The organism is Paenarthrobacter sp. TA1.8 (genome assembly GCF_048595705.1).
GTDB lineage: Bacteria > Actinomycetota > Actinomycetes > Actinomycetales > Micrococcaceae > Arthrobacter > Arthrobacter nitroguajacolicus.
In genome coordinates this window covers 267,151-293,674 of sequence record NZ_CP184287.1, presented here as the reverse complement: position 1 = coordinate 293,674, position 26,524 = coordinate 267,151, and the positions used below count along the sequence as shown (strand labels likewise).

General features: G+C 62.7%; 25 protein-coding genes and 1 pseudogene. 13 read left to right on the top strand and 13 right to left on the bottom strand.

Annotated features, from left to right (window positions below):
• Positions 1-151: 151 nt before the first annotated feature.
• Genes ACNAOT_RS01540 through ACNAOT_RS01525 form a run of 4 tightly spaced genes read right to left on the bottom strand, consistent with a single transcriptional unit; the run spans position 152 to position 5,479 of the window.
• Entirely contained in the window at positions 152-1,993 is a 1,842-nt protein-coding gene (locus ACNAOT_RS01540) for an IucA/IucC family protein (RefSeq protein ID WP_420179758.1), read from the bottom strand.
• Positions 1,990-2,580, bottom strand: coding sequence for a GNAT family N-acetyltransferase (locus ACNAOT_RS01535; protein WP_420179757.1), 591 nt, complete (start codon positions 2,578-2,580; stop codon positions 1,990-1,992). Before ACNAOT_RS01535 ends, ACNAOT_RS01540 begins: the two co-directional genes overlap by 4 nt.
• On the bottom strand, positions 2,577-3,920 hold the full coding sequence (locus ACNAOT_RS01530; protein WP_420179756.1) for a lysine N(6)-hydroxylase/L-ornithine N(5)-oxygenase family protein: 1,344 nt from the start codon (positions 3,918-3,920) through the stop codon (positions 2,577-2,579). The genes ACNAOT_RS01535 and ACNAOT_RS01530 overlap by 4 nt, the downstream gene beginning before the upstream one ends.
• Entirely contained in the window at positions 3,917-5,479 is a 1,563-nt protein-coding gene (locus ACNAOT_RS01525) for a pyridoxal phosphate-dependent decarboxylase family protein (protein WP_420179755.1), read from the bottom strand. The genes ACNAOT_RS01530 and ACNAOT_RS01525 overlap by 4 nt, the downstream gene beginning before the upstream one ends.
• 287 nt (positions 5,480-5,766) lie before the next feature.
• Here ACNAOT_RS01525 and ACNAOT_RS01520 point away from each other — a divergent pair, with 287 nt between their 5' ends.
• Positions 5,767-6,144, top strand: coding sequence for a hypothetical protein (locus tag ACNAOT_RS01520; RefSeq protein ID WP_420179754.1), 378 nt, complete (start codon positions 5,767-5,769; stop codon positions 6,142-6,144).
• Between the two features lie 32 nt (positions 6,145-6,176).
• On the opposite strand, the gene ACNAOT_RS01515 is transcribed toward ACNAOT_RS01520, so the two are convergent.
• Together ACNAOT_RS01515 and ACNAOT_RS01510 are read right to left on the bottom strand one after the other, a co-directional pair.
• Entirely contained in the window at positions 6,177-6,533 is a 357-nt protein-coding gene (locus tag ACNAOT_RS01515; protein ID WP_091464660.1) for a GNAT family N-acetyltransferase, read from the bottom strand.
• Complete coding sequence (locus ACNAOT_RS01510) at positions 6,530-7,885, bottom strand: acyltransferase family protein (protein WP_420179753.1); 1,356 nt, start codon at positions 7,883-7,885, stop codon at positions 6,530-6,532. The genes ACNAOT_RS01515 and ACNAOT_RS01510 overlap by 4 nt, the downstream gene beginning before the upstream one ends.
• A gap of 153 nt (positions 7,886-8,038) precedes the next feature.
• Here ACNAOT_RS01510 and ACNAOT_RS01505 point away from each other — a divergent pair, with 153 nt between their 5' ends.
• Entirely contained in the window at positions 8,039-8,458 is a 420-nt protein-coding gene (locus ACNAOT_RS01505; protein ID WP_420179752.1) for a VOC family protein, read from the top strand.
• 24 nt (positions 8,459-8,482) lie between these two features.
• Here the strand turns inward: ACNAOT_RS01505 and ACNAOT_RS01500 are convergent, their stop codons facing one another.
• The 5 genes from ACNAOT_RS01500 to ACNAOT_RS01480 form a co-directional block, all read right to left on the bottom strand.
• A complete protein-coding gene (locus ACNAOT_RS01500) occupies positions 8,483-8,875 on the bottom strand; it encodes a DUF1304 domain-containing protein (protein ID WP_420179751.1) in 393 nt (130 codons plus the stop codon).
• Between the two features lie 51 nt (positions 8,876-8,926).
• The gene (locus ACNAOT_RS01495; protein WP_420179750.1) at positions 8,927-9,802 is read right to left on the bottom strand and encodes a class II fructose-bisphosphate aldolase; all 876 of its coding nucleotides are present in this window, start codon (positions 9,800-9,802) and stop codon (positions 8,927-8,929) included.
• Complete coding sequence (locus ACNAOT_RS01490) at positions 9,802-11,268, bottom strand: GntP family transporter (protein WP_420179749.1); 1,467 nt, start codon at positions 11,266-11,268, stop codon at positions 9,802-9,804. Before ACNAOT_RS01490 ends, ACNAOT_RS01495 begins: the two co-directional genes overlap by 1 nt.
• Positions 11,269-11,369: 101 nt before the next feature.
• Complete coding sequence (locus ACNAOT_RS01485) at positions 11,370-12,272, bottom strand: NAD(P)-dependent oxidoreductase (RefSeq protein ID WP_091464645.1); 903 nt, start codon at positions 12,270-12,272, stop codon at positions 11,370-11,372.
• A gap of 62 nt (positions 12,273-12,334) precedes the next feature.
• Complete coding sequence (locus tag ACNAOT_RS01480; protein ID WP_420179748.1) at positions 12,335-13,855, bottom strand: four-carbon acid sugar kinase family protein; 1,521 nt, start codon at positions 13,853-13,855, stop codon at positions 12,335-12,337.
• Between the two features lie 129 nt (positions 13,856-13,984).
• Here ACNAOT_RS01480 and ACNAOT_RS01475 point away from each other — a divergent pair, with 129 nt between their 5' ends.
• From ACNAOT_RS01475 to ACNAOT_RS01460, 4 genes and pseudogenes are all read left to right on the top strand, one after another.
• Positions 13,985-14,788 carry an alpha/beta fold hydrolase gene (locus ACNAOT_RS01475; protein WP_420179747.1) on the top strand — a complete coding sequence of 268 codons (804 nt, stop codon included), beginning with the start codon at positions 13,985-13,987 and terminating at the stop codon, positions 14,786-14,788.
• Positions 14,789-14,862: 74 nt separating this feature from the next.
• Positions 14,863-15,564, top strand: a complete 702-nt coding sequence (locus tag ACNAOT_RS01470) for a FadR/GntR family transcriptional regulator (protein ID WP_420179746.1) — start codon at positions 14,863-14,865, stop codon at positions 15,562-15,564.
• Positions 15,565-15,879: 315 nt separating this feature from the next.
• Positions 15,880-15,930: pseudogene (locus ACNAOT_RS01465) on the top strand (hypothetical protein); the annotation flags it as partial.
• A gap of 48 nt (positions 15,931-15,978) precedes the next feature.
• Positions 15,979-16,506 carry a hypothetical protein gene (locus tag ACNAOT_RS01460; protein WP_420179745.1) on the top strand — a complete coding sequence of 176 codons (528 nt, stop codon included), beginning with the start codon at positions 15,979-15,981 and terminating at the stop codon, positions 16,504-16,506.
• A 63-nt stretch (positions 16,507-16,569) separates the two neighbouring features.
• On the opposite strand, the gene ACNAOT_RS01455 is transcribed toward ACNAOT_RS01460, so the two are convergent.
• The gene (locus ACNAOT_RS01455; RefSeq protein ID WP_420179744.1) at positions 16,570-17,493 is read right to left on the bottom strand and encodes an AraC family transcriptional regulator; all 924 of its coding nucleotides are present in this window, start codon (positions 17,491-17,493) and stop codon (positions 16,570-16,572) included.
• A 195-nt stretch (positions 17,494-17,688) separates the two neighbouring features.
• Between ACNAOT_RS01455 and ACNAOT_RS01450 the strand changes: the two genes are divergently transcribed.
• The 7 genes from ACNAOT_RS01450 (at position 17,689) to ACNAOT_RS01420 (ending at position 25,967) form a co-directional block, all read left to right on the top strand.
• On the top strand, positions 17,689-17,838 hold the full coding sequence (locus ACNAOT_RS01450) for a hypothetical protein (RefSeq protein ID WP_420179743.1): 150 nt from the start codon (positions 17,689-17,691) through the stop codon (positions 17,836-17,838).
• 123 nt (positions 17,839-17,961) lie between these two features.
• Entirely contained in the window at positions 17,962-18,750 is a 789-nt protein-coding gene (locus tag ACNAOT_RS01445; protein ID WP_309073910.1) for an SDR family oxidoreductase, read from the top strand.
• A gap of 44 nt (positions 18,751-18,794) precedes the next feature.
• Positions 18,795-20,036, top strand: coding sequence for a styrene monooxygenase/indole monooxygenase family protein (locus ACNAOT_RS01440; protein WP_420179742.1), 1,242 nt, complete (start codon positions 18,795-18,797; stop codon positions 20,034-20,036).
• Positions 20,037-20,063: 27 nt separating this feature from the next.
• A complete protein-coding gene (locus tag ACNAOT_RS01435; RefSeq protein WP_420179741.1) occupies positions 20,064-21,818 on the top strand; it encodes a flavin reductase in 1,755 nt (584 codons plus the stop codon).
• Positions 21,819-21,860: 42 nt separating this feature from the next.
• Positions 21,861-23,495: a phytoene desaturase family protein gene (locus ACNAOT_RS01430; protein ID WP_420179740.1), complete on the top strand. Its 1,635-nt coding sequence runs from the start codon at positions 21,861-21,863 to the stop codon at positions 23,493-23,495.
• A 7-nt stretch (positions 23,496-23,502) separates the two neighbouring features.
• Positions 23,503-24,294, top strand: a complete 792-nt coding sequence (locus tag ACNAOT_RS01425; RefSeq protein WP_420179739.1) for a cyclase family protein — start codon at positions 23,503-23,505, stop codon at positions 24,292-24,294.
• Positions 24,291-25,967, top strand: coding sequence for a thiamine pyrophosphate-binding protein (locus tag ACNAOT_RS01420; protein ID WP_420179738.1), 1,677 nt, complete (start codon positions 24,291-24,293; stop codon positions 25,965-25,967). The genes ACNAOT_RS01425 and ACNAOT_RS01420 overlap by 4 nt, the downstream gene beginning before the upstream one ends.
• Positions 25,968-26,047: 80 nt before the next feature.
• Here the strand turns inward: ACNAOT_RS01420 and ACNAOT_RS01415 are convergent, their stop codons facing one another.
• Positions 26,048-26,479, bottom strand: coding sequence for a universal stress protein (locus tag ACNAOT_RS01415; protein WP_054808808.1), 432 nt, complete (start codon positions 26,477-26,479; stop codon positions 26,048-26,050).
• Positions 26,480-26,524: the final 45 nt, after the last annotated feature.

The following is a 26,524-nucleotide window of genomic DNA, read 5'->3' as shown; positions in this document are numbered from 1 at the left end:
ATTCGTATTAGTTATTCGTATAACGCGCCTAAATGTATCCCGCGTCACGTTGGAGTGTCAAGGGTTAGGAAGCACCCGCTCTGCCGAGGCGACAGTTCATACCCATGTCTGCGAGCAGGATTGGTATTAACTGCCACCTCGGCGGAACCGATTAAGCGAACTTGGCCAAGGGGTTCGCCAAGCGGCCCGCCATCTGGAGCCCGCCGGAGGGATCAGAGATGTCGAGCATTTGCTGGTTGTTCCGGAGCTGCAGGCGGTTGAGGCAGGAGAGCTCGAAGTCCGGGGCAAAGAGATCGTGCATGGCGAACTGGTCTGCAAGCTCCGGGTGGCGCTGCTGGTATTCCCGCAACACTGCGGCCGCAGTTCCCCAGAACTCGTCCTCGCGCAGCGTCCCGTCCTCCACAAGGATGGCTCCGAGGAAGCGGAAGATGCAGTCGAACACGTCCGTGAAGATGGCCAGGACCATTTCCTCGGCAGGGATCTCAGCCTTGACGCGGGAGACCTCCTCCGGGAGTTCCAGCCGGTCCCCCATGACCACGATTTCCTCGGCGATGTCCTTCATGATCGCCCGGACGGGCACACCGTTTTCGAGGATCAGGATGACGTTCTCGCCGTGCGGCATGAAAGCGAGCTCGTACTGGTAGAGGCAATGGACCAGCGGCACGAGGTAGGCCTCGAAGTAGCGGCGAAGCCACTCGGTGGGCGCCAGACCGGAGCGCTTAATAAGGGCAGACACCACCGATTCTCCGGAGGAGTCCACATGCAGCAAAGACGCCATGGTGGCCAGCTGCTGCCCGTCCTTGAGCAATGGCAACGGACTTTCCCTCCACAGGGCCGAGAGCATCTTCCGGTAAGGGGACCCCTTGGCCGAAGCAGCCTCGTAGTAGTGGTTGTGGTAGCCGATGGCCGCGGTTTCACGGATCATGGCCAGGCCCCGGTCCTGGAGCTCCCGGTCATTGCCGATCAATTCCTGCAACCAGTCGTTGATAGCTGGCGTTGCCTTCATGTACTGCGGAGAAAGACCACGCATGAAGCCCATGTTCAGCACGGACATGGCCGTCTTGACGTAGGCCTTTTCCGGGTAGTCGGTGTTGAAGAACGTACGGATGGACTGCTGCGCTTGGTACGAATCTTCACCGGTGCCAAGGTTCACGATGTGGCGTTGGGCGATTTCTGCAGCGAACGTCACCGTGAGCTTGTTGTCCCACTGCCACGGATGGACCGGCATGAGGAGGTAGTCCTCCGGATCCAAGCCGGATGCGGACAGTTCCGCCTTGAACCAAGCAAGAGTCGCGGGCCCAAGTTCGGCCTCGAAGTGCGTCCGGTAATCCAGCCCCGCGCTGGAGGTGAATACCGCCTTGCTGCGATGCACGGCGATCCACTGCAGCTTTATGGCTGCGCCGGTTTCCGGTGCAAATGCATGGTAGTCGGCGATCCCGAACCCAAGCCGGCCGTTGTTGGCCACGAAGCACGGGTGGCCCTCGGTCATGCTGTGCTCAATGGCTTGGAAGTCAGCGGCGCGGTCAGTGCCGCCGGTGATGCCCGCAGCCAATTGGGCCGAGCTAAACGGCTTGCCCTGCTTATAGGCGTGGCTGGCCAGCGTGCTGCTGATTTCCTCGAGGTACACAGGCAGCATTTCCTGGCGGATGGCCAGTGCCTCATGGAACTCGGCAATGAAGTCCAAGGCATCCACAGGGAGCTCTTCACCGTCCCGCATCCGAACGATGGATTCCTCGGATACGGACCAGTGCTCCAGTTGCAGCAGCCGGGCGCGGAAGCGGTATTCAGTAGCAGCGTCATCGCTCACTACCTTGTTCAGACTGACGCCGGCTTCCTCCGCGCGGATCACTTCCGGCACCAGGATGCGCTCGTGCGAGAACTCAGCGATCGCCTTGCGGACCAGGTGCCGGTTGGCGATGGCCCAGCGCTCGGGGGTCAGGTGCGACACGGAATCAACGGCGGTGATTGTCGCGTTGTCGGCAGTTGTGGTCACAGGGATTCTCCTCTGGTCGCCGCGGCAGGCGCGGCCAGAATTGGGGTCAGGGTCGCCAGGAAATCCTCGCGGGTGCAGAAGCTGAGCAGCCCCTGCTTGTGGTCTTCGGCAGGGTCGACGGCGGGAAGGGTCACCACGCCGTGCGGCCGGAAGCCCACTTTCTCGTTCAGGACATGGATCTTGTGGTTGCGGGCGTCAGGCTCGACGACGACACGCCGGGTTGCCGGGTCATCGAAGAGTTCCGTCATGACGGACTGCATGACGGCGGTGGTGAAACCAGGCTGCGGCTCCCCGTTGGGCGGCGCCACCAGAAGGTGCATGCCGACGTCACCGCGTTGGACCTCGTAAACGTCCGCCAACGGCGATGACTCCGGTCGGTACCGCTCCATCAGGAAGGCGGGGACTCCGTCGTCGAGCCCCAGGAACGCTTGGTGATGGCCGGACTCGGCGATCCTCGAGTACTCCTCCACAACGTCCTGCCCGGTGGCCGAAACCATGCCCCAGAACCGCGCATATTCTTGGCTGACCCAGTTGTGGAGGAGGGGTGCGTCCGCTAAGGGATCAACGGGCCGGAACGTGAAGCTCATACGGTGGCTCCAGCGGTTTCGGGGACGGCAGCAGTCACGGGAGCCGGAGCGCCGAACTGCTGGAACGCGATGCTGCGCTCGATCGGGTAGACCTCACGGCCGGTGATTTCACGCAGGATGCAGGAGTTGCGGTAGGCGGCCATGCCGAGGTCCGGGGTGACGAAGCCGTGCGTGTGCAGCTCAGCGTTCTGAACGAAGATTTCGCCGGGTTCAACGCCGGTTCCGTAATTGCGCTCGACGTCGAAGCGGCCCTTGGCGTCACGACGGATCCGATCCTGGATGCCTGCCAGGAAGGCGGGCTCCTTGTATGTGTAGCCGGTGGCGAGGACCACGGCTTCGGATTCCAGGGAGTAGCCCTGCCCGTGTTCCTCGTGGTGCAACCGGAGTGTATGGGTGCCGGTGGTGGCATCCCACTCTGCAGCGGTGAGGGAGGAGTGCGTGTGCAGTTGGGTGTCCACCATTCCGGAGAGGCTCTTGGTGTACAGGAGATCGTAGATGTCGTCGATCAGGTCCGAGTTGATGCCCTTGTACAGGTTCTTCTGGCTCTTGATCAGCGAATCACGCTGCTCGCCCGGGAGCGAGTGGAAGTAGTCAACGTACTCCGGCGAGGTCATCTCCAGGGTGAGCTTGGTGTACTCAAGCGGGAAGAAACGGCCCGAACGGGTGACCCAGTTGAGCTGGTAGCCGTAGACATCGATTTCCTGCAGCAACTCGTAGTAAAGTTCCGCGGCACTCTGGCCGCTGCCCACGATGGTGATGCTGCGCTTGGACTGCAGCTCGCTCTTCCTCGACAGGTAGTCGGCATTGTGGAGGACAAGTCCACCGGCGTCCACTATTCCTGCACAGGAGTCCGGGACATACGGAGAAGTCCCGGTGCCCAGGACCAGCTTGCGGGCGCGAAGCACCTCAGCACCCGCCGGCCTCTGCACCGAAAGCCGGTACACACCGTCGTCGTAGGTCACATCCAGCACATCCGTGCTAAAACGCACGGACTCAAGCTGGCCGGCCACCCACTGGCAATACTGGTTGTACTCGGCACGCAGCGGGTAGAAGTTCTCGCGGATATAGAAACGGTACAAGCGCCCGGTCTGCTTCAGGAAGTTCAGGAACGAGAACGGCGACGTCGGGTCGGCGAGCGTCACGAGGTCCGCCATGAACGGGACCTGCAGGTGCGCCGGCTCCAACATCATGCCGGGGTGCCAGTCGAAGGACTCGCGGCGGTCCAGGAAAACGCAGTCGAGGTTTTCCACGGGCTCGCTCAGCGCGGCCAAGCCCAGGTTGAAAGGCCCGACGCCGATGCCTGCGACGTCGTAAATCTTGCCGTTGTCTTGGGTGCTCACGCTGCGGCCTCCGTGGTGTTCGCCAACAGGTTGTCGCCCGTCCGGCGGATAAGTTCGATGATTTCCTGGATGTCCCTCAGGCTCGCCTCGGCGTTGAGGAGGGTGAATTTGAGGTAGTGGCGGCCAGCCACTTTGGTGCCGGCAACAACGGCCTGGCCGGAAGCGAAGATCGCGGCGCGGATAGCCGGGTTGAGAACGTCTGCAGCATCTTCATCGAGGGCTGCGCCGTCAACCACTGGGCGGTAGCGGAAAACCAAGGTGCTCAGCTGGGGTGGGGCAGCGAGCTCGAACTCAGCGTCATCAGCCAGCAAGGTTCCCACCCGGGCGGCGAGGTCGATCGCTTCGTCAAAGAGTGCGCCGATGGCGTCTGCACCCATGATGCGGAGGGTCAGCCACAGCTTCAGGGCATCGAAGCGGCGGGTGGTCTGGATGCTCTTATCCACCTGGTTGGGGATCTCTGCCTTTGCCGCGCTCTCCGGGTTCAGGTAGTCCGCGTAGTAGGTGACATGCCCCATCATGGAGCCGTTGCGGACCAGGACTGCGCTGGAGCTGACGGGCTGGAAGAAGGTCTTGTGGAAGTCCACTGTGACGGAATCCGCCAGGTGGATCCCGTCCAGGAGGTGACGGTGCCTGCCGGAAACGATGAGCCCTCCACCGTAGGCGCCGTCCACGTGCAGCCACGAATCGTAGGCGCGAACCAACGCTGCCATTTCGGACAATGGGTCAACCGAACCGAAGTCCGTTGTCCCGGCGGTGGCCACAACCGCCATCGGCACCAGTCCGGCGTCGTGCGCTTCTGCCAAAGCAGCCGCGAGGGCGGTGGGGTCCATGCGGTGGTCCCCGGTGGTGGGCACTGCGATGACGGCATCGAAGCCCAGGCCCAGCATTGAAGCGGACTTCTGGATGCTGAAGTGGCTGTCCACGGACGTGAAGATCCGGAGGCGGTCAAGAAGGTGCGGCAGGCGCGCGTCCCCATTCGCGGCCCGCAGCTTGGCTACGGCATGATTCCGGGCGATCAGCAGAGCCTGGAAGTTGGACTGGCTGCCACCGGACGTGAATACGCCATCGGCGTCTTCCGTGAAGCCGATGCGTTCCGCCGTCCAATCGATGAGGCGGCGCTCGATCATGGTGGCACCGGCGCTCTGATCCCAGGTATCCATGGAGGAGTTCACCGCCGAGAGCACTGCTTCACCTACCAGGGCCGGAATGACAACCGGGCAGTTGAGGTGCGCCGCGTAGCGGGAATCGTGGAAGTAGATGGCGTCCTTGAGGTAGAGCTCATCGAGCTCTTCCAGCGCCGCAGCCGTGTCCGGAAGCGGGCGTTCAAGATCCACCGCACCAACCTTGGCCTTCAGTTCGGCATGCCCGACGCCGGTGAACGGCTGGGCTGTCCGCTGAACTTTGGTTGAGACCGCATTGACCCCCTGGAGAACCTGAGCGACGTAACTGGGTGAATTTCGTGCGTTGAACAGCTGGTTTGTGGCAGCGAGGGCCAGTTCCACTTTGGAGCCAAAATCCTGCTCCTGAGCGATCCGCTCTTCGACACTAGGTGACGTCACGTCAGCTTCCTTCCATTGCGTTGGGGCGCTTGTTAGCAAGGTAAGCCTTACTTAGGTAATCCTTTCCGTCAAACTTTTGTGATGTATTTCGCCGAGAAGGCGGTTTCTCGTGGCTGCCCGCGCGGATATACGTCATTGACTTTTCTTCGGGACCGCTTTGGGTGCAAAATATGGCACTCTTTTCGGGACCGAAGGCTTCGCTGGGCCGTGTGTGCACGACCTGCTGTCTTCCGGTCTCCAGGGGGTAGAGTGCTAGGACTATCCGCTGCCCACGGTTGGGGGACCACATGAAGGACCACGCCCACGAGCGAATCGGCTTCCGCGAAATCGACGAGCATGGCAACACCCAGCCCGCCGTTAGCCCCCACGTGCCGGAGACCGCGGGCACGGAACGCAAGCGCGTCCAGCTCAATCCATTCATCATTGCCTTGTGGGCCCTGGACGCCGGCTTGGCATGGTTTGGACTATGGGCCCTTACGACGGCGGCCAGCGCGATAGTGGGCACTGCGCAAGCTCAGTCCGCCGAATCAGCCCAGACAGCCCAAATAAACTTCATCATGCTCTCCAACGCACCCTATGCAATCCTGGCTGCGTTGCTGATCACTGCCGCCTTGCTCTTGTGGCATGCAGTGCAATGGCAAAGAAAACGGTCCCTGCTTCCCTAGCGAACCGGTTCCCCAGGGAAGGGAACGGCAAGTTACTCGTTCTCGGGTTCGCCCACCGGCTTTTCCGCGGGCCAGTCGACGTCCTGCTCGTAGCCCTCGTGCTTCGTCAGGTACGCGGCGATGTAGGGGCAATGCGGGATGATGCGCTTTCCGGAGGCCACCACGTCATCCAGCGCAAAGTGCGCCAGTACTTTTGCGAGGCCTTGGCCGTTGAACCCGGGTTTCGTTTCAGTGTGAATGAAATCAATATGACCGGGCTTGTCCATGAACTGGGAGATCACGGCCAGCTCACCGTCCACGTGCAGCTCATAGCGGTGAAATTTGTCGTTGCGCACCGTGGTGACGCCAGCTCGGAACGACTCTGCCAGTGAATCCGTGTACTCGGTCATGTTTCGAGATTGGCACGTAATTCCGGCTCTGGCAACGTGCGCCACCGGCCCCCGCGGAATTCAGCGCCTTCCTGCGTGGGCCGCGTCAGCACCGGCGTCGGAACCCTGCCAAGCAAGAGGACCGAAAGGGCAAAGCACGCCGCTCCCCCACCCAACAGGGCAAGGGTCAATCCGTTGAAAGCGGCGTCCGCCAGCGGGACCAAAACCACGACGGCGGCGGTCACCACAGCGGTACGCGACGGTCCCCGCGCATGGCTGGCCGCCGTCGGTCGGTTCTCCAAACGACCAAAAAGCCACACCACCGGGACCAGCAGGGTAAGCACCGCGAAGAAGACCGGAATCCGCGCCCACCACCACTCTGCAGTCCCTGCGAATGGCTGGGGCACATCGGTGAGCAACAGCAACCCGGACATGCCCACCAGCAGTGGAAGGTGCCACAGATAGACGGTCATGGAACGCCGCCCCGTTACAGCTATGACTACCTGGACCCATCGGAGGTCCGCGATCCACCGAATGCCATTGTGGAGCAGTTGAAGCGTCGCCACCTGGGAAATGCCCAAGAGAAGCAGGCAAAAATTGGGCGGATTCAGGTTTACCACCATGTTCCCCGGATACACGGCCACGCCGGTCACCAATCCCAGCAGAAGGTTGCTGGAAACCACGGCACCAAGAAGCCAGCTGCGACTACGTTTCTCGAAGAAGCCATCGGCCATGAGGAATCCCAGTTGCTGGACAGCGCACCACACGAAGATCATGTTTGCAAACGCCATGACGGGGACAGCGCCGCGGAGGGAATCCACCGTGATGATCAGTGCCATCAGCACAGCGAAAGTCAGCAGAGGCACGCGTTCGTGAAGCCGGGCCATGAGCGGGATGCTGAGTTGGGCCGTGAGGTAGGCCGCCAGGAACCACAGGGGCATCGCGGCCCCGGCAGTCATCAACTGGATGACTGCCGGGTGGACACCAAGCAGCAGCGCGACCCATAGCCCTCCCCACATGACGGCCAGCACAGCCATGGCCGGGCGGACCAGTCGCAGGAGCCGTAACTGGGCGAAGTCGAACCCGTTGCCGCCGTGCGCTTTCAGGCGCCGCCACGATTGCAGCCCGGTCACGCCGCCCAGGACGAAGAACAGGGGCACAATCATGAGCCCCCATGCCACAGGGGTGAACCAGCTTTGCTCCATAAGCACGTTCAGGGTAGTGACAGTGCCATCCTTGTGCAGGACAGGGCTGACCATCATGCAGTGTGCCGCGACGACCAGGAGCAGGCAGGTGAAGCGGACAAGGTCGATCGCCGGGTCCCGTTGCACAGCCCTTTCCTGGCTGGCGGAAGGATGCGCGTCCATCTCCATGGTTCTCCCTACAATGGCACGCGCCTGCGTGCTGACTCCATTGTCCGCCCGCGCGAGGGCTTGGGCCATAAGGCAGGGCGGACAACCCGCCGTTATCCACAAACTCGAAATTGGCTCTGGACGAGCCGCCGAAACACCGGCAGGATCAGACTCATGACTACGTCGATTTTCGTGAACCTGCCCGTCAGCGACCTTGAGGCATCCAAGGCCTTCTACACGGCCCTTGGCTACTCCATCAACCCGAACTTCACCGATGAAACTGCGGCCTGCGTGGTCTTCAGCGACACGATCTACGCTATGCTTCTGACCCACGCCAAGTTCAGCGAATTCACCAAGCAGCCCATCGCGGACACGCAGAACTCGACGGCGGCAATTGTCGCCATTTCAGCCGACAGCCGTGAGGACGTAGATGCCCTGGCGGCCAAGGCACTTGAAGCCGGCGGTTCCGAAACTTACGACCCTATGGACATGGGATTCATGTACAGCCGCGCGTTCCGCGACCTGGACGGGCACCACTGGGAAGTTGTGTGGATGGACGACGCCGCGGCCCAGGATGGTCCGCCGGAGTCCTAGCCCATTGGCTTAGGCCATCTTGGCTTAGCCCAGCGTCACTGCCAGCACGCCAAGAACGACGGCGAGAAGCGGCGTGGTGCCTTGGAGGGTAGCTGCGCGGAGGTACTTCTTGCCGCTTGCTGCGAGCACAAGGGCGGCCAGGAGCATGGAACCGCAGCTGCTGAAGACAAGGGTCCATCCCACTTGGGGTGCACCCATGGCCACTGCAACAATGCCGATCAGTGCGCCGATGGCCAGGAACAGGTTGTAGAAACCTTGGTTGTACGCGAGCGGCTTGGTGGTTTCCGCGTCGGCCTGGGAGGTGATGCTGAATGTCTTCCAGGTTTTGGGCTTTGTCCAGGTAGTGGACTCCATGGTGAAGATATAGACGTGGAGCAAGGCGGCAATCGTCGCGAAAATCAGGGAGGCCAGGATCATGTTTTGATCCTAGCCTCCCTGTGTTGCCGGACTTGGTTGCCGGGCGGCCCGTCAGGCGCTGAGCAACTCCAGTGTGGCGCCCGCAAAAGCTGAAGCCGAGCCATTCCACTGGGCCAGCAAACCCTGAAGATTCTCGCCATCGGCGCGGTGGGCTGGGGTTTGCGACTCCAGCATCGACAGAATGCCTGTGCGCAGTTCCGTGTTGAAGTTGACCTTGCCCACCTGCATGGAGGGAGCCTTCGCTAGTTCGTCGGCCGGAATGCCGGAGGCGCCGTGGAGCACCAGCGGCACCTCTGTCTCGGCAGCGACTTCCTGCAGTACGTCCCAACGGATGTTTGGTTCGCCTTTGTACTTCCCATGCACGTTGCCCACGGCGACAGCCAGTAGCTGGGCACCCGTGCGCTCCACAAAGTCGGCCACCTGTGCCGGGTTGGTGAGTCCCGCAACGGACGCTCCGGCGTCGTGCGCTGAACTTTCGGCACCGAACGCCTTGTCCTCGTCGCCCGCAAGGCCGCCCAACTCCGCCTCAATCACGACGTCGGCAGCGCCTGCCGCGTCCAGCGCCGCACGGACTTCACGGACGAGGGCGATGTTGTCCTCGTAGGGCAATGATGAACCGTCAGCGAGCACCGCATCCGCACCGGCCGCCACGGATTCCAGGATGACCCTGAGATCGGAGGCGTGGTCCAACTGCACCGAAACCGGGACGCTGGCGTCGTTGGCCAGGCCGCGAAGGGCCGCGATGAGGCGCAGTCCGTTAGGCGTGGACGCGGTCTTCGGAGCGACGAGCAGGATCACGCCGAGCCGGGCTTCCTCCGCTGCGCCAACAACAGCCAGCGCTGTGGTGAAGTCGTAGCAGGTGAAGGCCGGAACAGCCGAGCCGGAGGCCAGGGCAGTGTTGACCATATGGTCGAGGTTGGCGCGCATCAGTGGGCCAAACCTCCCACCAGGATCCAGGCAACGTAAGTCAACGCGAAGCCGGCCAGGCCCAGGATAGTGGTGAGGACGGTCCAGGTCTTCAGGCCGTCAGACACTGTGAGGCCGTAGTAGCGGACGACCGTCCAGAACCCGGCGTCGGTCACGTGGGAAAGGCCCAATGAACCGAAGCCAATGGCAATGACGATTACCGCGATCTGGGCCGGCGTGTAGCCACCTTCCATCACGGCAGAGGTAAGCAGGCCAGTTGTCGTCACGATTGCGACAGTGGCAGAACCCTGGGCGGCGCGCAGTGCCAGGGAGATGATGAAGCCGAGCACGATGACCGGCAGGCCGAGGCTATCCAAAGTGTGGGACAGAGCTGCGCCGATTCCGGATGCACGGAGGACTTCACCGAACACACCACCAGCGGCCACCACCATGAGGATGGAAGCGATGGGAGGAAGTGCGCCTTCGAAAATCTCGCCGGTTTCCTTGAGGGACCAGTTGCGGCGGACGGCCAGCAGGAAGAAGGATAGAGCCACAGCCACCAGGAGTGCGAAGAACGGGTTGCCGACAAAGGCGGCCACGCCGTACCAGTAGTTGTCCTTGGGGAGGGTCAGCGTTCCCACGGTGCCGAGGAGGATCTGGACGATGGGAGCGGCGATCAGGAACATGATCAGACCAGGCCGCGGAGGAGCGATGGCGTGTGCACCGGGGCCGTCATGGCCAACGTGGACCAGTGATTCGGAACCGAACTCGTCCACTTGCTGCTTGACGCCTGGAAGCAGTTCGTACTCTTTGCGGTTCATGATGCTGGCAACCCAGTAGGACAGGAAGCCAAGCGGCACGCAGATGATCAGTGAGATCAGGGTGATGAGTCCAATGTCCGCACCGAACACGCCGGCGCCGGCAACGATGCCCGGGTGCGGCGGGACGGCCACGTGAATGGACAGCATGATGCCGGCCATGGGCAGGCCGAACTTGATCGGGTGTACGTTAGCGATCTTCGCGAACGCATAAACAATGGGAACGAGGACGATCACGCCCACCTCGAAGAACACGGGGATCGCCACGAGGAAGCCGACGGCCGTCAGCGCAATGGCAACGCGTTTGGCGCCGAGTTTCTCAGTGAAGTGGGTGGCCAGCGACTGCACGCCGCCGGAAACTTCAATCATGCGGCCGAGGATGGCGCCAAGGGCGATCAGCAATGCGACCTTGCCCATGGTGCTGCCAACGCCCGTGGTCACAACAGTGAAGATGTCCTTGAGCGGAATCTGCGCGGCGACGCCCACCAGGATGCTGACGGCAAGCAGGGCAACAAAAGCCTGGATTTTGAAGCGGATGATCAGCACCAGCAACAGGGCGATGCCCGCTGCGGCGATGGTCAGCAGCAGAGGTGTGCCCAGCTCCACTGCGGGCTTGATGGCGGGGGCGTCCGCCATCTGAACCATCAAAGAGTTATTGAGGGGATTCATTGGGGGTGTCTCCTTTGACATACCAGTCTAGAGAAGACCGGCGGGAGGTGGCGGCGACGGCGAAGGGGGGATCGCCGTCGTCGCGCGTTCTGGTGGGGTGCTTAGGCGGTGCGCTTTGCGGGCGCTACAACCTTGATGACGGCGGAGTCGTCGGCGGCGGCGAGACCCTGGGCCTGGCCGAGAAGGTAAAGCTGTTCGGCAGCGGCGGCAACGGGTGCGGCGAGGCCGGCGGCCCGGGTTGCCTTACCGACGATGCCCATGTCCTTGACGAAGATGTCCAGGCGGCTGAGTACCTCGGCACCGTCCTCGGAGTAGGCCTCGAGGATGCGCGGGCCACGGTTTGAAAGCATGAAGGATCCGGCGGCTCCGGCTTCGAGGGCGGCGAGGGTCTTGGCCTGATCGAGTCCCAGGGCGTCGGCAAGAGCCATGGCCTCGGCAGCAGCGGCGATGTGGACACCGCAGAGGAGCTGGTTGACGGTCTTGAGGGCCTGGCCGTCGCCGGGCTTGTCGCCCACGATGCTCAGGGTGGAGGCCAGCAGTTCCAAGGCAGGACGCGCCTTTTCAAGTGCTTCGGGCTCCGCCCCGACAACGATCAGCAGATCGCCTTCGCCGGCACGCTTCGGGCCGCCGGACAGCGGCGCATCCACCAGGGCCACACCGTATTCCGCAAGCTTTTCCACCGTGGCAGGGATGGCTTCAGTACCAACGGTGCTGCCGAGGATCACGACGGCGCCCGGCTTCAGTACCGAAGCCACGCCGTTCTCGCCGAAAAGGACGTCGTTGAGCTGCTCGCCGTTGCGGACGGCCAAGAGCAGCGCGTCGGCGCCGTCCGATGCCTCGCGTGCAGAAGCAAAGGTCTTGATGCCGGCTTCTGCGGCGAGTTCCAAGCGGGGCTCGGCGATATCAAAGCCGTGGACAGTCAGCTCGGACGCGAGCCGGGTAGCCATGGGCAGGCCCATGGCGCCCAGGCCCAGGACGGTGACGGTGTAGTTGCTGCTGGTCATGGTGTTCTCCATTGAATAGGTAGGGCCCACGCTTGCCGGGTTCCTTGGCCGAGCGTGCGAGGTTAGGGGGCAAGTGGGGATGTGGCGCTGAGCTTGCGGGTGACCTCAGTCAGGGATTGGTCGTCGCCCACGTTGCCGGCGAACACGATGTACGGGATGCCCTTGGCGGGACCGTCCACGGGCTCCCACAGCGAAACAATGCCCGGCAGCATGGGGCCGCGGACGATCGCGTGACGAATTTCCAGTCCGTGCGCGGCGACGTCCGAGGATGTGATGCCGCCCTTGGCGATGACAAACCGCGGCGGGAAGGTCTTCAGCGTCCGGTTCACAACTGCGACGACGGCGGACGAGACGGTGCGTGCGATCTTCAGGCTTGCTGCGGCGTCGTCGGTCTTGATGAGCAGGCGGCTGGTGTGGACGATGACGTCACCCTTGCGAAGTGCGTCGACGACGTCGGACACGACCGTTGCGATGTAGGCCTCGGCCTCGCTTTCGCCCGCACTTTCGGTCCCGGCAATGAGTTTCTCGACGTCGATCTCAATGGTCCGTGCCGAGCTGTGTTCTGCGGTCAGGGCGTTGAGCTGACGGGTGGTGACGCCGACGTGCGAGCCGACCACGATCAGGCCGCCGGCCGTGGAGGGAGTGTTGCCTGCAAAAGCCTCCTGGGAGGTCAACGCGGTGCGGATCTCCTGGCCGATGCGGCCCCTCACGAAGGGCGGGCCCACACGGTACAGGAGCTTCTTGCCGCGGCGCTCGGCTTCTTCGAGGCCCAGGGCCAAGGCGCGGAAATCATTCTCGGTGACGATGTCGGCCACGATCGGCGTGGAGTTGGTGGCGGACTCAAGGGCGTCGGCGATGGCCTTCGCTGAGATGGTGGGGTCCTGCGCGGAGGCGCCGGCGCGGATGATGTTGAGGTCAAGCACGATCACATCGCCTGCAGGGAACCGGCCCCGCGACTTCTCCTCCACGTACTTGGCCATCTCAGAGTTCTTGAAGCCGAAGCTTGCGTCCTTGGCGAATTCCGTCTCGGCCACGGGGGTGAGTGTGCCTGCGTCTTCACCGGTGCCCCGCATATAGTGCACGCCGCCGATGGTGACTCGGCCGGCGTCGGGGAATGCGGGAACGATCACCACGCCGTCGGTGGCTTCACCGGTCTCGGCAGCCACGGTGGCTGCAATGACGTCGGGCTCCAAGGGGTAGTGGCCACGGAGGGTGGAGTCACTGCGACTGACAAAACCGAGCCTCACATTTCCGGCTGCCGCGGCCAGGGCATTGCGGACGATTTCCTCGTTTCGGGCTGCGGCTTCGGCCGGGTCCAGACTGCGGGTATTGGTGAGGACGTACACGGCAGGTTTGGTCTGGTTCTGCCGGATGTGGGTGAAGGCCCATGCGAAATCTGCGACGTCCCACTGGGTTAGCACGGCGAGATCCGCAACGGACTGCGTTCCCGTGGGGTCGTCGTCGAGGACTACCAGGACGCGGGGAGACGTTGCCGAGGACGCCGCAACGGCGTCGGCAACCAACTGAGCAGGAATCTGGACTTCCGCCGGGAAAGCGGCCAGAACGTCGGCTTCAAGGGTCACTGTGCACTCCATCGTGGGAAATCTCTGTAGCGGTTTGGTGAATGTAAGATGTCAGACATCTAACATTTGAATTAGTGTGACACACGGCTCTACAGCGCGCAAGGTGCTGTGCATCACTAGGCTGGGGGCATGGCTGACAGTGTTGTTTCGCTCCCGTTCGTGAACGTCCTCACGCCTACCGTTTCCGCAGGTGAGGCGGTTCCCGTGGCGCTGATCCACGGTTGGGCCTCCGGCTCTGTGTACTGGGAACCACTTGCGAAAAAACTGCTCGACGCCGGCCGGACGGTCTGGATTTTCGACCTCCCGGGCTACCACCCGGGCGAAGAAGTGCCACCGGACTTCCCGTGGACGCTGGACTCGGTAGCCGGTTCGGTAGCGGCAGCCATTGAAGTCAGGAGCAGCGGACCGGTGCACCTGGTGGGGCATTCCATGGGAGGCAGCGTTTCGTTGACACTTGCGGCAGCCCGCCCCGAACTGGTGGCCACCATAACCTTGGTGGGCATGGCGCCCGTGCCGCAGAATCAGGGGTTCAAGAAGCTGCTGAGCTCGCAACTGGATCAGGGATTTTTTGATCCCGAGACCGTAGCGAAGCTCATGAATGCTTGGTACGGGGAACTGTCCGCAGCCGACATGTCGCGGCTCAGCACAGGGTTTGATGCGCCGTTCCCGATTCTGTCCGCCAGCGCCGTAGCTGCCATGACCGGCGTCGAACCTTCAGTGCCCGGGCGAGTCCACGCGCCACTGCTGGTGATAGCCGGCAGCGATGACCGGGTGCGGCCCGTGGAACAAATGCGCGCATTCGTGGACGAAAGCCCGAATCGGCAGCTAAGCGCCATCCTCGGCGCTGGCCATAACGTCCACTGGGAACAGCCGGAAAAATGCGCCACGGCGCTAACCGGGTTTTGGAAAACAAGCTGGCCACCGCCAGCGTAAGATGTCTGACAACCGCCCGTCCGAGGGAAATACACGGGGAGCCGGGCGGTCTGAAGTATAGGAAACGGGGATACATGGCACGCAAGTCGCTGGTCGGCGTCGTCGCTGACGAGTTGCTGGACCGGATCATCGCGGGCGAGTTTCCGCCCGGAACGGTAGTCCCGGGAGAGCTGGAGCTCAGCGCCAAACACGAGGTAAGCCGCATGACCGTGCGCGAGGCCATGAAAACCCTTGAGGCACAGCGGATCCTTAGTGTCGAACGCGGCCGTGGAACCTTCGTCAACCCCCTCAACCAGTGGGCGTCACTGGAAGCCGTTTTGCGCGCGGCCTCAGAGGGAACCAAGGATGCGGCTGCCGCGATCCAGCTGATCGAACTGCGCCGCATGCTTGAAACCGGCGCATGCCAGCTGGCCGCGGAGCGCATCTCCGACGACGAACTCGCGGCGCTCAAAGAGCATGTGGAAAAGATGCAGGCCGCCCACGAAACCAATGACCTCGCCGCCTTCGTGGAAGCCGACCTTGCCTTCCACGACGTGATCCTTCACGCCTCAGGCAACGTCTTTGTCGCCGTGCTCTTCGAGCCGCTGCACCGGGTCCTCGAAGCCCGACGGGCCGAAACTTCAGCGTTTCCTGAAATCCAGGAACACGCGATCGGCCACCACAGGAAGATCGCGGCCGCTTTGGAATCCCGCAATCCCAACGAGGCACGGCTCGCCATGGATGCGCACATGCAGCAGACCCTGGACGACCTGAAGACGTACGTGCTGGAGGCGTAGCAGGTAGAGAACGCCTTAAATGTTAGGCACAATGAATTTAAATCTTGCATGGGTGCGGACAGTTGGAATCCTTGATTTTTAGGGCAGAATCGCATCATGCTCTTAATTGTTGCCAGTGCCGTCCGAAAATTCTGCGCGTGAGACCACTTGAGTTTCCCGAGTTTCCCTTTAGGTCTCCGTTGGCGAGAGCCATCATCCAGCTTGAACGGGTTCGCGCAGATTTAGGGGATGGAACCACCCCTCCCGAGGTCTTCGCGCAGCTCCGCACGCTGTTTCAATTGCTGTCGAGCATCATGAGCGCGCGCATCGAAGGCAATCGCACCTCAAATCGCCCTCGCCCACCATCGGTTCGTCTGGATTCATCCTTTCGGGGATGGCAACGGTCGAGTCGGGAGACTCCTGACGTACGCAGCCATGCGACGGCAGGGGTTTTCCGACACCGCCGGATACAGGGCTCTAAACCCAACGGCAGTATTTGGGGAGAATCGCGACCTCTACTACGAGCGGCTCGAAGATGCCGACTCCCTCGAACCTGAATCTCTCATTCGCTGGTCGACTTATGTCCTGGAAGGTCTACTGACGGACCTAAGCAGGTTGGTGAAACTCGGCGATAAGGACTTCGTTACAGAAGGTCTTTTAGTTCCTGCAATCGAAAGAGGCCTTGCGTCATCGCGCTTCACAGCGGAAGAAGCCTTCGCTTTAAAAATCATCGCCCGCAAAGTTGAAGTGAAGGCCGCAGACCTTAGTTCAGCATTCACGGGTTCACCCGCGACTCGAAGCCAGGACATTCGAAAACTGTTGGAGCGCGGAGTCATAGAACCGGTGGCGAAAGGAAAGAGATCCTACCGGCTTCGACTCGCCCCGAGCGAACTAACGCCCCTCCTGGTTCGGGAATTGGACCGGCTGGGATTCCTCCCGCGCATTCTGCGCGATACAGAATAGTCCGCACCGGCAGATCTACTATTGTGTATCTGAACGCACAATAGTAGATCTCAATGTCTTGCCTCAGCGGCGCAGGCTCTCCGACGGGAGCTCGCCGAAAGTCTTCAGATACAGGGCGGAGAAGCGCCCTTGATGCGTGAAGCCGCACAACTCCGCGATTGCCGTGACGCTCTGCTCCCGCGGACTCGCCTCCAGGAGCATCTCGCGGGCGCGATCCAGCCGGATACTCCGCAACAACTCCGACGGCGTCGCACCGGCTTCCGCCCTGAGCGCGGTTTGGAGAGTCCGCACCGAAACACCCAAGCACTCGGCGATGTCCGGCACCGTGAGTTCTTCAAAGGCGTGCCGCTCCAGCAGCTCCCTGCACTCGCGGACCAACCGACCCTCCGCTTCCGCGTTTCGCGCTTCCCCGCCGGGCGGTTGCATCGCCATCAGCAGTCGGGACACCATGCTGTCCGCCAGCAGCCCCTGAACGAACGCGGGGGCACTGGAGGCGGGCTGACTGATCATGTCGTCATGAAGTTCGACGACGGACCTCAGGAACGCGCGGCCCGCTCCACCTGAGAGGTCCATGCCGTAGCCAAGGTCCACAGCGCTGTCGCCGTACAACTGCTCGGCCACCCGTTCAAGCGCCGAACGCCTCACGTAGACAATCAGGTGCGGACTTCCGCCGTCCCAACTCATGGAAAAGGGCCGGTCGATGGGCGGAACCGTGGCCATACGCGGACTGGATTCCACGGTGTTCGCACCTACTTGCATGGAAGCGTGTCCTGCCAGCGGGATCTGCACCAGATGGAAGTCCTGAAGGCCCTCGGGCTCAATCCGAACATCCGCGCCGTAGTCCAGGAACTCGATCCCCACATCGCCCCGATGCAAGGAGCGCAGTTTCATGTCCACTGACGACGTCCGGGTGCGTGGCGCGAGCTCATGGCTGCAGAACAGCTCAGCGATCTTGGCGTGTGCTTCGTCCACGTCAGTTGTGGCCATTGTTGGCCGTCCCCGCAAAACATCACGAGGAAGAATCTTCACCATTTCGGCACCTACTCCACAGTTTTGCGCTTTTCGGATGATCCTCGCGCCACGTGGATATTCCGGATTTCAACGGCCGCCTAGAGTCGCCCTTAGGACAAGTATGACTCAGCTCACATCACCATAACAGCGCCGAAAGCGAGGTGAGGACCAGTGAAGAACATCGAGCTCGTGCACCACCGGCGGGAGGAGTGGGATGAAAACCACTTCGAACTCTGGGCGGCGGAACTTCAAGCCAAGAACGCTCAACTCACCTCCGCGGCTTGGGTTGGTTGGCACGAAGAAGAGGAAGACCCTGCGTAATTCGGATGGCCCTTGCGCCAAATGGATAGTCCGGATTTCAGCGACTGCCTAGAGTCGTTTCTAGAAGAACTATGACGCACGTCATATTTTCACAACGTGACAAGTACGGGAAAGGCTTGGACCATGTCAGGACTTCAGGGCAGGACGGCAATCGTTACCGGCGGTGCAACCAAGGTCGGGCAGGGCGTGGTGGCCGCGCTGCGGGACGCCGGCGCCGCGGTGGTGGTTGCGGACATAGATCCCGACGGCGAATCACTTACCACCGGACTGGGCGAAGGCATCCACTACTCCCACACTGACATCACCGATGACCACGCCGTGAACCGGCTGGTCAGCGCAACCGTCGCCGCGCACGGAAGCCTCGACATCCTGGTGAACCTTGCCTGCACCTACAAGGACGACGGCGCTGCGTCCGGGCGCGCCGACTGGCTCGAGGCTCTCAACGTCAACCTCGTCAGCGCAGTGGTGGCCAGCAACGCAGCCCGCCCCCACCTGAAGGCCTCCGGGCACGGCGCCATCATCAACTTCACCTCAATCTCCAGCTCAGTAGCCCAAACCGGCCGCTGGTTATACCCGGCGAGCAAAGCCGCGCTGGTGCAAGTCACCCGGAGCATGGCCGTGGACTTCGCAGAAGACGGTATCCGCGTGAATTCCGTCAGCCCCGGCTGGGTCTGGAGCAACATCATGGACTCACTCAGCAACGGGAACCTCGAAAAGACAGACTCCGTGGCGGCCCCCTTCCACGCACTCAAGCGGGTCGGCCGCCCCCACGAGGTGGGTGACGTCGTCGCGTTCCTCGCCAGCGACCAAGCAAGTTTCGTGACCGGCGCAGATTGGGCCGTCGACGGCGGGTATTCCGCCTTGGGCCCGGAACGCGCCGAAGAGACCATTCCCCTGCTCGCAGCAAACTAACGCCAAGCTTCAGAACAACTTCCACCACAGAGAAAGGCAACGCCATGACGCAACGCCACATCACCATCGTCGGTGCCGGCCAGTCCGGGCTGCAGCTCGGCATCGGACTGCTGGACGCCGGCTACCAAGTGACCACCATTTCCAACCGCACACCGGAAGAGATTCACGAAGGCAAGGTTGCCTCCAGCCAGTGCATCTTCCACAACGCCTTGGAGCACGAGCGGGCGCTCGGCTTGGACTTCTGGCCCGATGCTCCCACCGTGGACGGCATTTCGTTCACCATCCCCCACCCCGAACTGCCGGGCGAGAAGGCGATAAGCTGGGCCTCACGCCTGGACAACCACGCCAAGTCGATCGACCAGCGCGTGAAGTTCCCGCGGTTCATGGAGGAGTTCACAGCACGCGGCGGAGAGCTCGTCTTCGAAGACGCGGGGGTAGCCGAGCTGGAGAAGTACACGCAGAACTCGGACCTGGTGATTGTGGCCGCCGGCAAGGGCGAGATCGCGCAACTGTTCACCCGTGACGCGGACCGCAGCACCTACGATGCACCGCAGCGCGCCCTGGCCTTAACCTACGTGAAGGGCTTGAAGCCGCGGGAGGACTACTCGGCGGTCTCGTTCAACCTGATCCCCGGCGTTGGCGAGTACTTCGTCTTCCCGGCGCTCACCACCACCGGCCCCTGCGAAATCATGGTCTTCGAAGGGGTTCCGGGCGGGCCAATGGACTCTTGGAAGGAACTCTCACCCGAGGAGCATTTGGAAAACTCCAAGAACATCCTCAAGGCCTTCCTGCCGTGGGAAGCAGAGCGCGCCACTGATGTGGAACTCACCGATCCCAACGGCGTTCTCCAGGGCAGGTTTGCGCCCACCGTCCGCCACCCAATTGCCACCTTGCCGAGCGGCCGGCAGGTACTTGGCCTGGCCGACGTCGTGGTTTTGAACGATCCGATCACGGGGCAGGGTTCCAACAACGCGAGCAAATGTGCGGCGTCGTACTTGGACAGCATCACCCGGTACGGCGGTGGAGCCTACGATGCAAACTTTATGCAGGCCACTTTTGAGCGCTATTGGGATTACGCGCAGCACGTTGCACACTGGACGAATGCCCTCCTGGCTCCGCCTCCGCCCCATGTCCTCGAGCTCTTGGGGGCTGCGAACAGCGAGCCGGCTATCGCCCATCGCTTCGCCAACGGCTTCAACCACCCACCGGAATTCCAGGAGTGGTTTATGTATCCGGATAAAGCCGCGAGCTACCTCGCGGACCTGTCTGCCGCCAAAGTTTCGTAGCACGACCCTGCTAATAAGGACTCAACCATGCGAAAGATAGCAATCGTGGGGGCCGGCGAATCCGGCGCCCAGCTGGCCTTGGGCCTGCAACGTGACGGCTACGCGGTGACGCTTCTGTCCGACCGTTCCGCTGCCCAGATCCGCACCGGCAAGGTCATGTCCAGCCAGTGCATGTTCTCCACCGCCCTGGACGCCGAAGCCCACATGGGAACGGCGCTCACCGAATTCTACGAATCCGGATCCGTCCCTGGCATCACTTCAATCCGGCTACGTGTGGATGCTGATGAACCCGTCGAATGGGAAGCACCCCTGGACGGTCCCGCCCGGTCCATTGACCAGCGCATCAAAAGTGCCCTCTGGATCGAAACATTTGTTGCAGCCGGTGGTGACTTCCGCATTGAGAAAGTCACACCTCGCATGCTCGAAGAACTCGCCCATGACTACGAGCTGGTCATTGTGAGCACCGGCAAGGGCGAGATCGGCCAGATCTTCCCGCGGGATAAGGCCAGGTCGCCCTTCGACCGGCCGCAGCGGGTACTGGCCCTGAACTACGTCACGTCCGACGACGGTGCTTCCGCCGGCTCGTCCGCCGCCGGTACCGGCAGCGCGGGCGACGCCATCCGCATGTCCATGGCCCCCGGCGTCGGCGAATTCTTCACGTTCCCGGGCCTGACCGTATCGGGCCCCTGCCGCATGATGGTGTTCGAGGGCGTGGTGGGCGGCCCCATGGACCGCTGGACCGACGTCGGAACCCCCGAAGAGCAGCTCAAGCGTTCGCTGGAAATCCTGCGGGAACATTTCCCGCACGAGGCAGAAAACTTTGCCGCCGCGGAGCTGACCGACAGCGGCGCGACGCTCCTGGGGCGCATCACGCCCACGGTGAGGTCCGCCGTCGGGGAACTCGGCAACGGGAAGCTGGTGTTCGGGCTCGGTGACGCCGTGGTCCTCAACGATCCCCTCACCGGGCAGGGTTCCAACAACGCCACCCTGGCCGCGAAGTACTACCTGGATTCGATCGTTCGCCGAGGCCAGCAGCCTTTTGACCGTGCCTGGATGGAGCGCACCTTCGACGAATTTTGGCGCGGCTGGGGGCAATGGGCGGTGGAGTGGACCAATGATCTCCTGAAGCCACGCCGCGATCATCAGAAGACGCTCCTCCGTGAAGCCGCTGACCATCCGGCACTGGCGGCAAGCATCGTCAGCGGCTTCGATGATCCCCGGACGTCATACCCCTGGTGGTTCGATCCCACCGCGGCCGCTGACTTCATGCAGGCCCGGAAAGAGGACGATGCTGCTGCCTTCGATGTGAGGGACTTCAGGGGTGCGTTGGGTCAGTTCGCCACGGGCGTCACGGTGGTTACCACTGTGTCTGCGGACGGCCGAAAAGTGGGCATGACCGCGAATTCCTTCACGTCAGTGTCCATGGATCCGCCGCTGGTGCTCTGGTGCCCCAGCAAACGCGCCCCCAGCCTGGGCGATTTCGAGGACGCAACGCATTTTGCCATCAACATCCTGGCGAGTGACCAGCACGTCCTGTCCCGCCAGTTCGCCACGCCCGCCACGGACAAGTTCGCCGGCGTGGAAACAGCTGACGGCATCGCCGGTGTTCCGCTACTGGAGGGTGCAGTAGCAACATTCCAGTGCCGCACCGTTGCGCGACATGATGCCGGGGACCATGTCATCTACGTGGGTGAGGTGGAAAGCTACAACCACCAAGACGGCGCTCCCCTGGTGTTCCACGGCGGAAACTACCACGCCACTGCCAGCCATCCGGATTTCTAAGCACTCCCTTTTGACTTCTGTGCACTTCTGAAAGGAACGGATATGGACCATCCCCTTGACGTCGCGATCATAGGCTCAGGCATCAATTCGCTGGTCGCGGCAGCCGAGCTGGCCTTGGCAGGGAAGCGTGTGTGCATCATTGAGCGCTCGGATCGCTTGGGTGGGTTCATCCAATCCGCGGAGCGTACCCTCCCGGGTTTCATCCACGACACCTTCTCCTCCTGGCACCCTTTGTTTGTGTCCGGTGGTGCCTACTCGGCGTTGGGAGAAGAACTGCACCGCCGGGGTCTGGAGTACTGCAACACCTCCGGCCCAGTGACGGCCAGCATTGCTGCGGATCCTGCTACCGGAGCCCACCGCGTGGTCATCGCACACAGGGACCCGGCCGAGACGGCTGCTGCGTTCAAGGCCTCTCGCGATCAAGCCGCCTATATGGCCATGCTGGATGATCTTGGGCGGAATGCCGGAACCGTGTTCGGGGCTTTCGGGGCGGAACTTCGCTCGTTTGGGGAGGTGGCGAAGATTGCCTTCGGAGCCGTGGGACGCGGGCGTTTCTCAGGGACGGAGGCCTTTGTCCGGGACTCCGTGATGAGCGGACGGAACTATGTCCGCAGCCGTTTTGACGGCTGGGAAGCGGACCAGCTGTGGTCGCCCTGGCTTCTGCACGCAGGACTAGGCCCGGACCAAGCCACCGGTGGCGTCATGCTCCCGGTCATGGCCATGAGCATGCACGGCTTCGGGCTTCCTGTTGTGAAGGGCGGCGCCTCGCAGTTTGTGGCTGCCTTTGAGTCTTTGCTCAGGGACAACGGCGTCCGGATCATGCTGGGTGCGGAGGCCGACGAGATCCTGGTGGACTCATCCGGTGCCGTGGCCGGAGTGCAGACATCGCAAGGTGTGGTCACCGCAGACACGGTGCTCGCGAACGTATCGCCCCAGGCCCTCTACACCCAACTCCTTCGCCAGCCACCGGCCGGTACTGCCGAAGCCGCTGAACGCTACCAAAACGGCCGCGGGGCCATGCAGATCCACCTGGCCCTGGACCGTCCTGTCGAGTGGCTCGATCCCAGGCTCAACAGCGTTCCGCTGGTTCACATCAGCAACGGCTCGGACAGCACGGGAATTGCCTGCGCCCAGGCCGAAGCCGACCTGTTGCCCAGCGAACCCACCGTGGTGGTGGGACAGCAGTGCGTACTGGATCCGTCGCGGGCTCCGGAGGGCAAGGCAACGCTGTGGCTGCAGTTGCAGGAAGTGCCGTTCTCTCCCGTGGGGGACGCGGCGGGCCAATTGTCGGTTGCCGAAGGTTGGACCCACGAACTGAAGCAGGGATATCTGGAACGGGTCCTGGACCGGTTGGAGCAGTTCGCCCCGGGAACCCGGGCTACTGTTCTTGCTTCAGACATCCTTGCCCCCACGGACCTGTTGTCCGCGAACCCCAACGCCGTCGACGGCGACCCGTATGGCGGCTCCGCGGAGCTCTTCCAAAACCTGCTGTGGCGGCCCTTCCCCTCCGCCGCCGGACACCGGACTGCCGTCCAAGGGCTGTGGCACATCGGCGCTTCAACCCATCCCGGTCCAGGGCTTTCCGGCGGTTCCGGACATCTGGTTGCGCAGAAATTGACCGCGAAACCCTCACGATTTTCCCGTATTCAATCAGCACTGAAACCAAGCAAGCGATAGGAGAACAATGTCTGTTCTGGCCGGGCTCACTGCAGCCCTCTCGAGTGGTTCGGTGGAAATCATCGACCTCACAACGCCCCTGAGCTCCGAAACCCCCATCCTGAACCTGCCGCAGCCGTTCGCGAACACGGTGGGGTTGTCCGTTTCGCCGGTGAGCAATTTCGACGACGCCGGTCCGGCCTGGGCGTGGAACGACGTCACCGTGGGCGAACACGCCGGGACGCACTTGGACGCCCCGGTCCACTGGATCACGGGCAAGGACGGCAAGTCGGTGGACCAGATCGAACCACACCGACTGGTGGGCCCGATTGTAGTGATCGACAAGTCGCTCGAGGTAGCGGATGACCCTGATTTCCTGTTGGAACCGGAACATTTTGAGCAGTGGCAGCAAGAGCACGGTGCGTTCCCGGAGAACTGCTGGGTGATCTTCCGAACTGGTTGGGCGGCCCGAGGCGCTGACGCTGCCGCTTTCGTCAACGCGGACGACGCCGGACCCCACACTCCCGGCGTCTCTGCCGCAGGTGCCAAGTGGCTCGCCGGAAACGCCTCGATCAGTGGATTCGGTGTAGAAACCGTGGGCATCGACGCCGGACAGGCAGGCGCCCTGGATCCGATGTTCCCCGTCCACTCGTTCCTGCTCGGCGCGGACAAGTACGGCGTGACGTCGCTCCGGAACGTGGACCGACTCCCCGTCACCGGTGCGACGTTGGTAGTTGCTCCGTTGCCGATCGTCGGCGGGACGGGCAGCCCGAGCCGCGTGTACGCGCTGGTGGAAAAGGGCGCGGTGGAGAAGGCATGAGCGGGCAAGTGCGGGTCTCCACGTTGGTGGGCAGGACGCTGGCGAAGCTCGGCGTCGGGCACGTTTTTGGGGTGGTGGGCAGCGGCAACTTCGATGTCACCGGCACTCTCATGGCCGAGGGCATCCCGTTCACGGCCACCCGGCACGAGGGCGGTGCGGCGACCATGGCCGACGCGTACTCCCGGATGTCCGGGAAAGTTGGGGTGGTCACCACGCATCAAGGGTGCGGTCTGAGCAACGCCATCACCGGGGTCGGTGAGGCAGCGAAAAGCCGGACCCCCATGATCGTGCTCACAGCCGACACCCAGGCCGCAGCGATCAGGTCCAACTTCAAAATCGACCAGGACGGACTGGCCCGCAGCGTAGGGGCCGTGGCCGAGCGCATTCACTCCCCCGCCACCGCCGTCGCGGACACCGTTCGGGCCTTCCGGACAGCGGTGAACGACCGCCGCACAGTGGTCCTTAGCCTGCCACTGGACGTCCAAAGCGGCACCGCGGCAGACGAGGTGAGTGCCGTCGTCGTGCCTGAACCGTTGAAGGTGCGCCCGGACGCTTCGGCCATAGAGCAGTTGGTGGCGCTGATAGCGGCCGCGGAACGGCCTGTGTTCGTCGCCGGACGCGGCGGGCGCGGTGCACGGGACGAGATCCTGGAACTCGCACACCATGCCGGGGCGCTGGTGGCGACGTCGGCTGTGGCCAGTGGGCTGTTCAACGGCGACTCCCACAATCTGGGTATTTCGGGCGGTTTCTCATCGCCGACTACGGCGGAGCTCATCAGCGGTGCGGACCTGATTGTGGGATGGGGTTGCGCGTTGAACATGTGGACCATGCGACACGGCCGGCTGATCTCTCCGGGCACCAAAGTGGTGCAGATCGACGTCGAAGATTCAGCCCTCGGCGCGAACCGGCCCATTTCACTGGGAGTGCTTGGCGATTCGGCGCTGACTGCAGTTGATGCTTTGGAGGTGCTGCGCTCCGTGGAGCCCGAGCCGGCGGAAAAGTACCGCACCGAAGCCATCGCCCTAGCCATCAAGCAGGGCTCCAGATGGCGCGACGTCGACACTGAAGACTTGTCCACGGCGACCTCCATTGATCCGCGCGTCCTCACCCGCGAACTCGACACCCTGCTCCCGGCCGAAAGGATCGTGGCGGTCGATTCGGGCAACTTCATGGGCTACCCAAGCCAATACCTCGCCGTGCCGGACGAATTCGGGTTCTGCTTCACCCAAGCCTTCCAAGCAATCGGACTCGGACTGTACACGGCCATCGGCGCAGCACTTGCCCAGCCGAACCGCTTGCCGGTCCTCGGTGCAGGTGACGGCGGATTCCTCATGGGCATCAGCGAGCTGGAGACCGCAGCCCGGCTCAAGCTGCCCCTGGTGTGCATCGTCTACAACGACGCAGCCTACGGGGCAGAGGTCCACCACTTCGCTTCGGAGCACACGGAAGCAGAGCTTTCCAGCGTCGTGTTCCCCGACACCGACATCGCAGCGATCGCCCGTGGGTTCGGGGCTGAGGGCGTCACCGTGCGGACCGTGGCGGATCTGGAAGCCGTGCGCCCCTGGATCGCCGCCTACCAGGCCGGGACACAGGACCGACCGCTGGTCATCGACGCGAAGATCGCTTCAGACGGCGGTTCGTGGTGGCTGGCCGAGGCCTTTCAGGGCCACTAGCCGCCGTGCACCCAACTGAGTAACAGCAAACGTCGCTATGAGCGGTCATAGCGACGTTTGCTGTCACTTACTTGGGTTGGTTATGCGTCGACGTCCGTGTTCACGATGTACACGTCGCAGGGAGCACCGTGCGCCACGCTGTTGGCGATGCTGCCGAGTACGCGGCCGAGGCCCTTCATGCGCTTGTTGCCCACCACGATCAGCGAGGCGTTGTTGGTCTCGGCGTAGTTGATGAGGGCGTTGGCAGGTGTGCCGCGGGCTGCGAAGTACTTGATGTTGCCGGCGGGAACGTCCAGCTCTTCGGAAACCTTGCGGGCCACGTATTCTGCGGAGTCCGCGGAGGAGACGGTGATGCGGTCGCTGCCGCTGCCGAATTCTTCAATGCGGTCATCGGAGAAGCCGCTGATCACGTGCAGTTCGGCGCCGAGGGCGGTGGCAAGCTTCGCTGCTGCCACTGCTGCACGCTTGGCCGTCTCGCTGCTGTCAACGCCGACCACAATAACTTCTGACATGAGTACTCCTGGTTGTGGGGATTCACTGGGTGCTGCTGCAAGAAA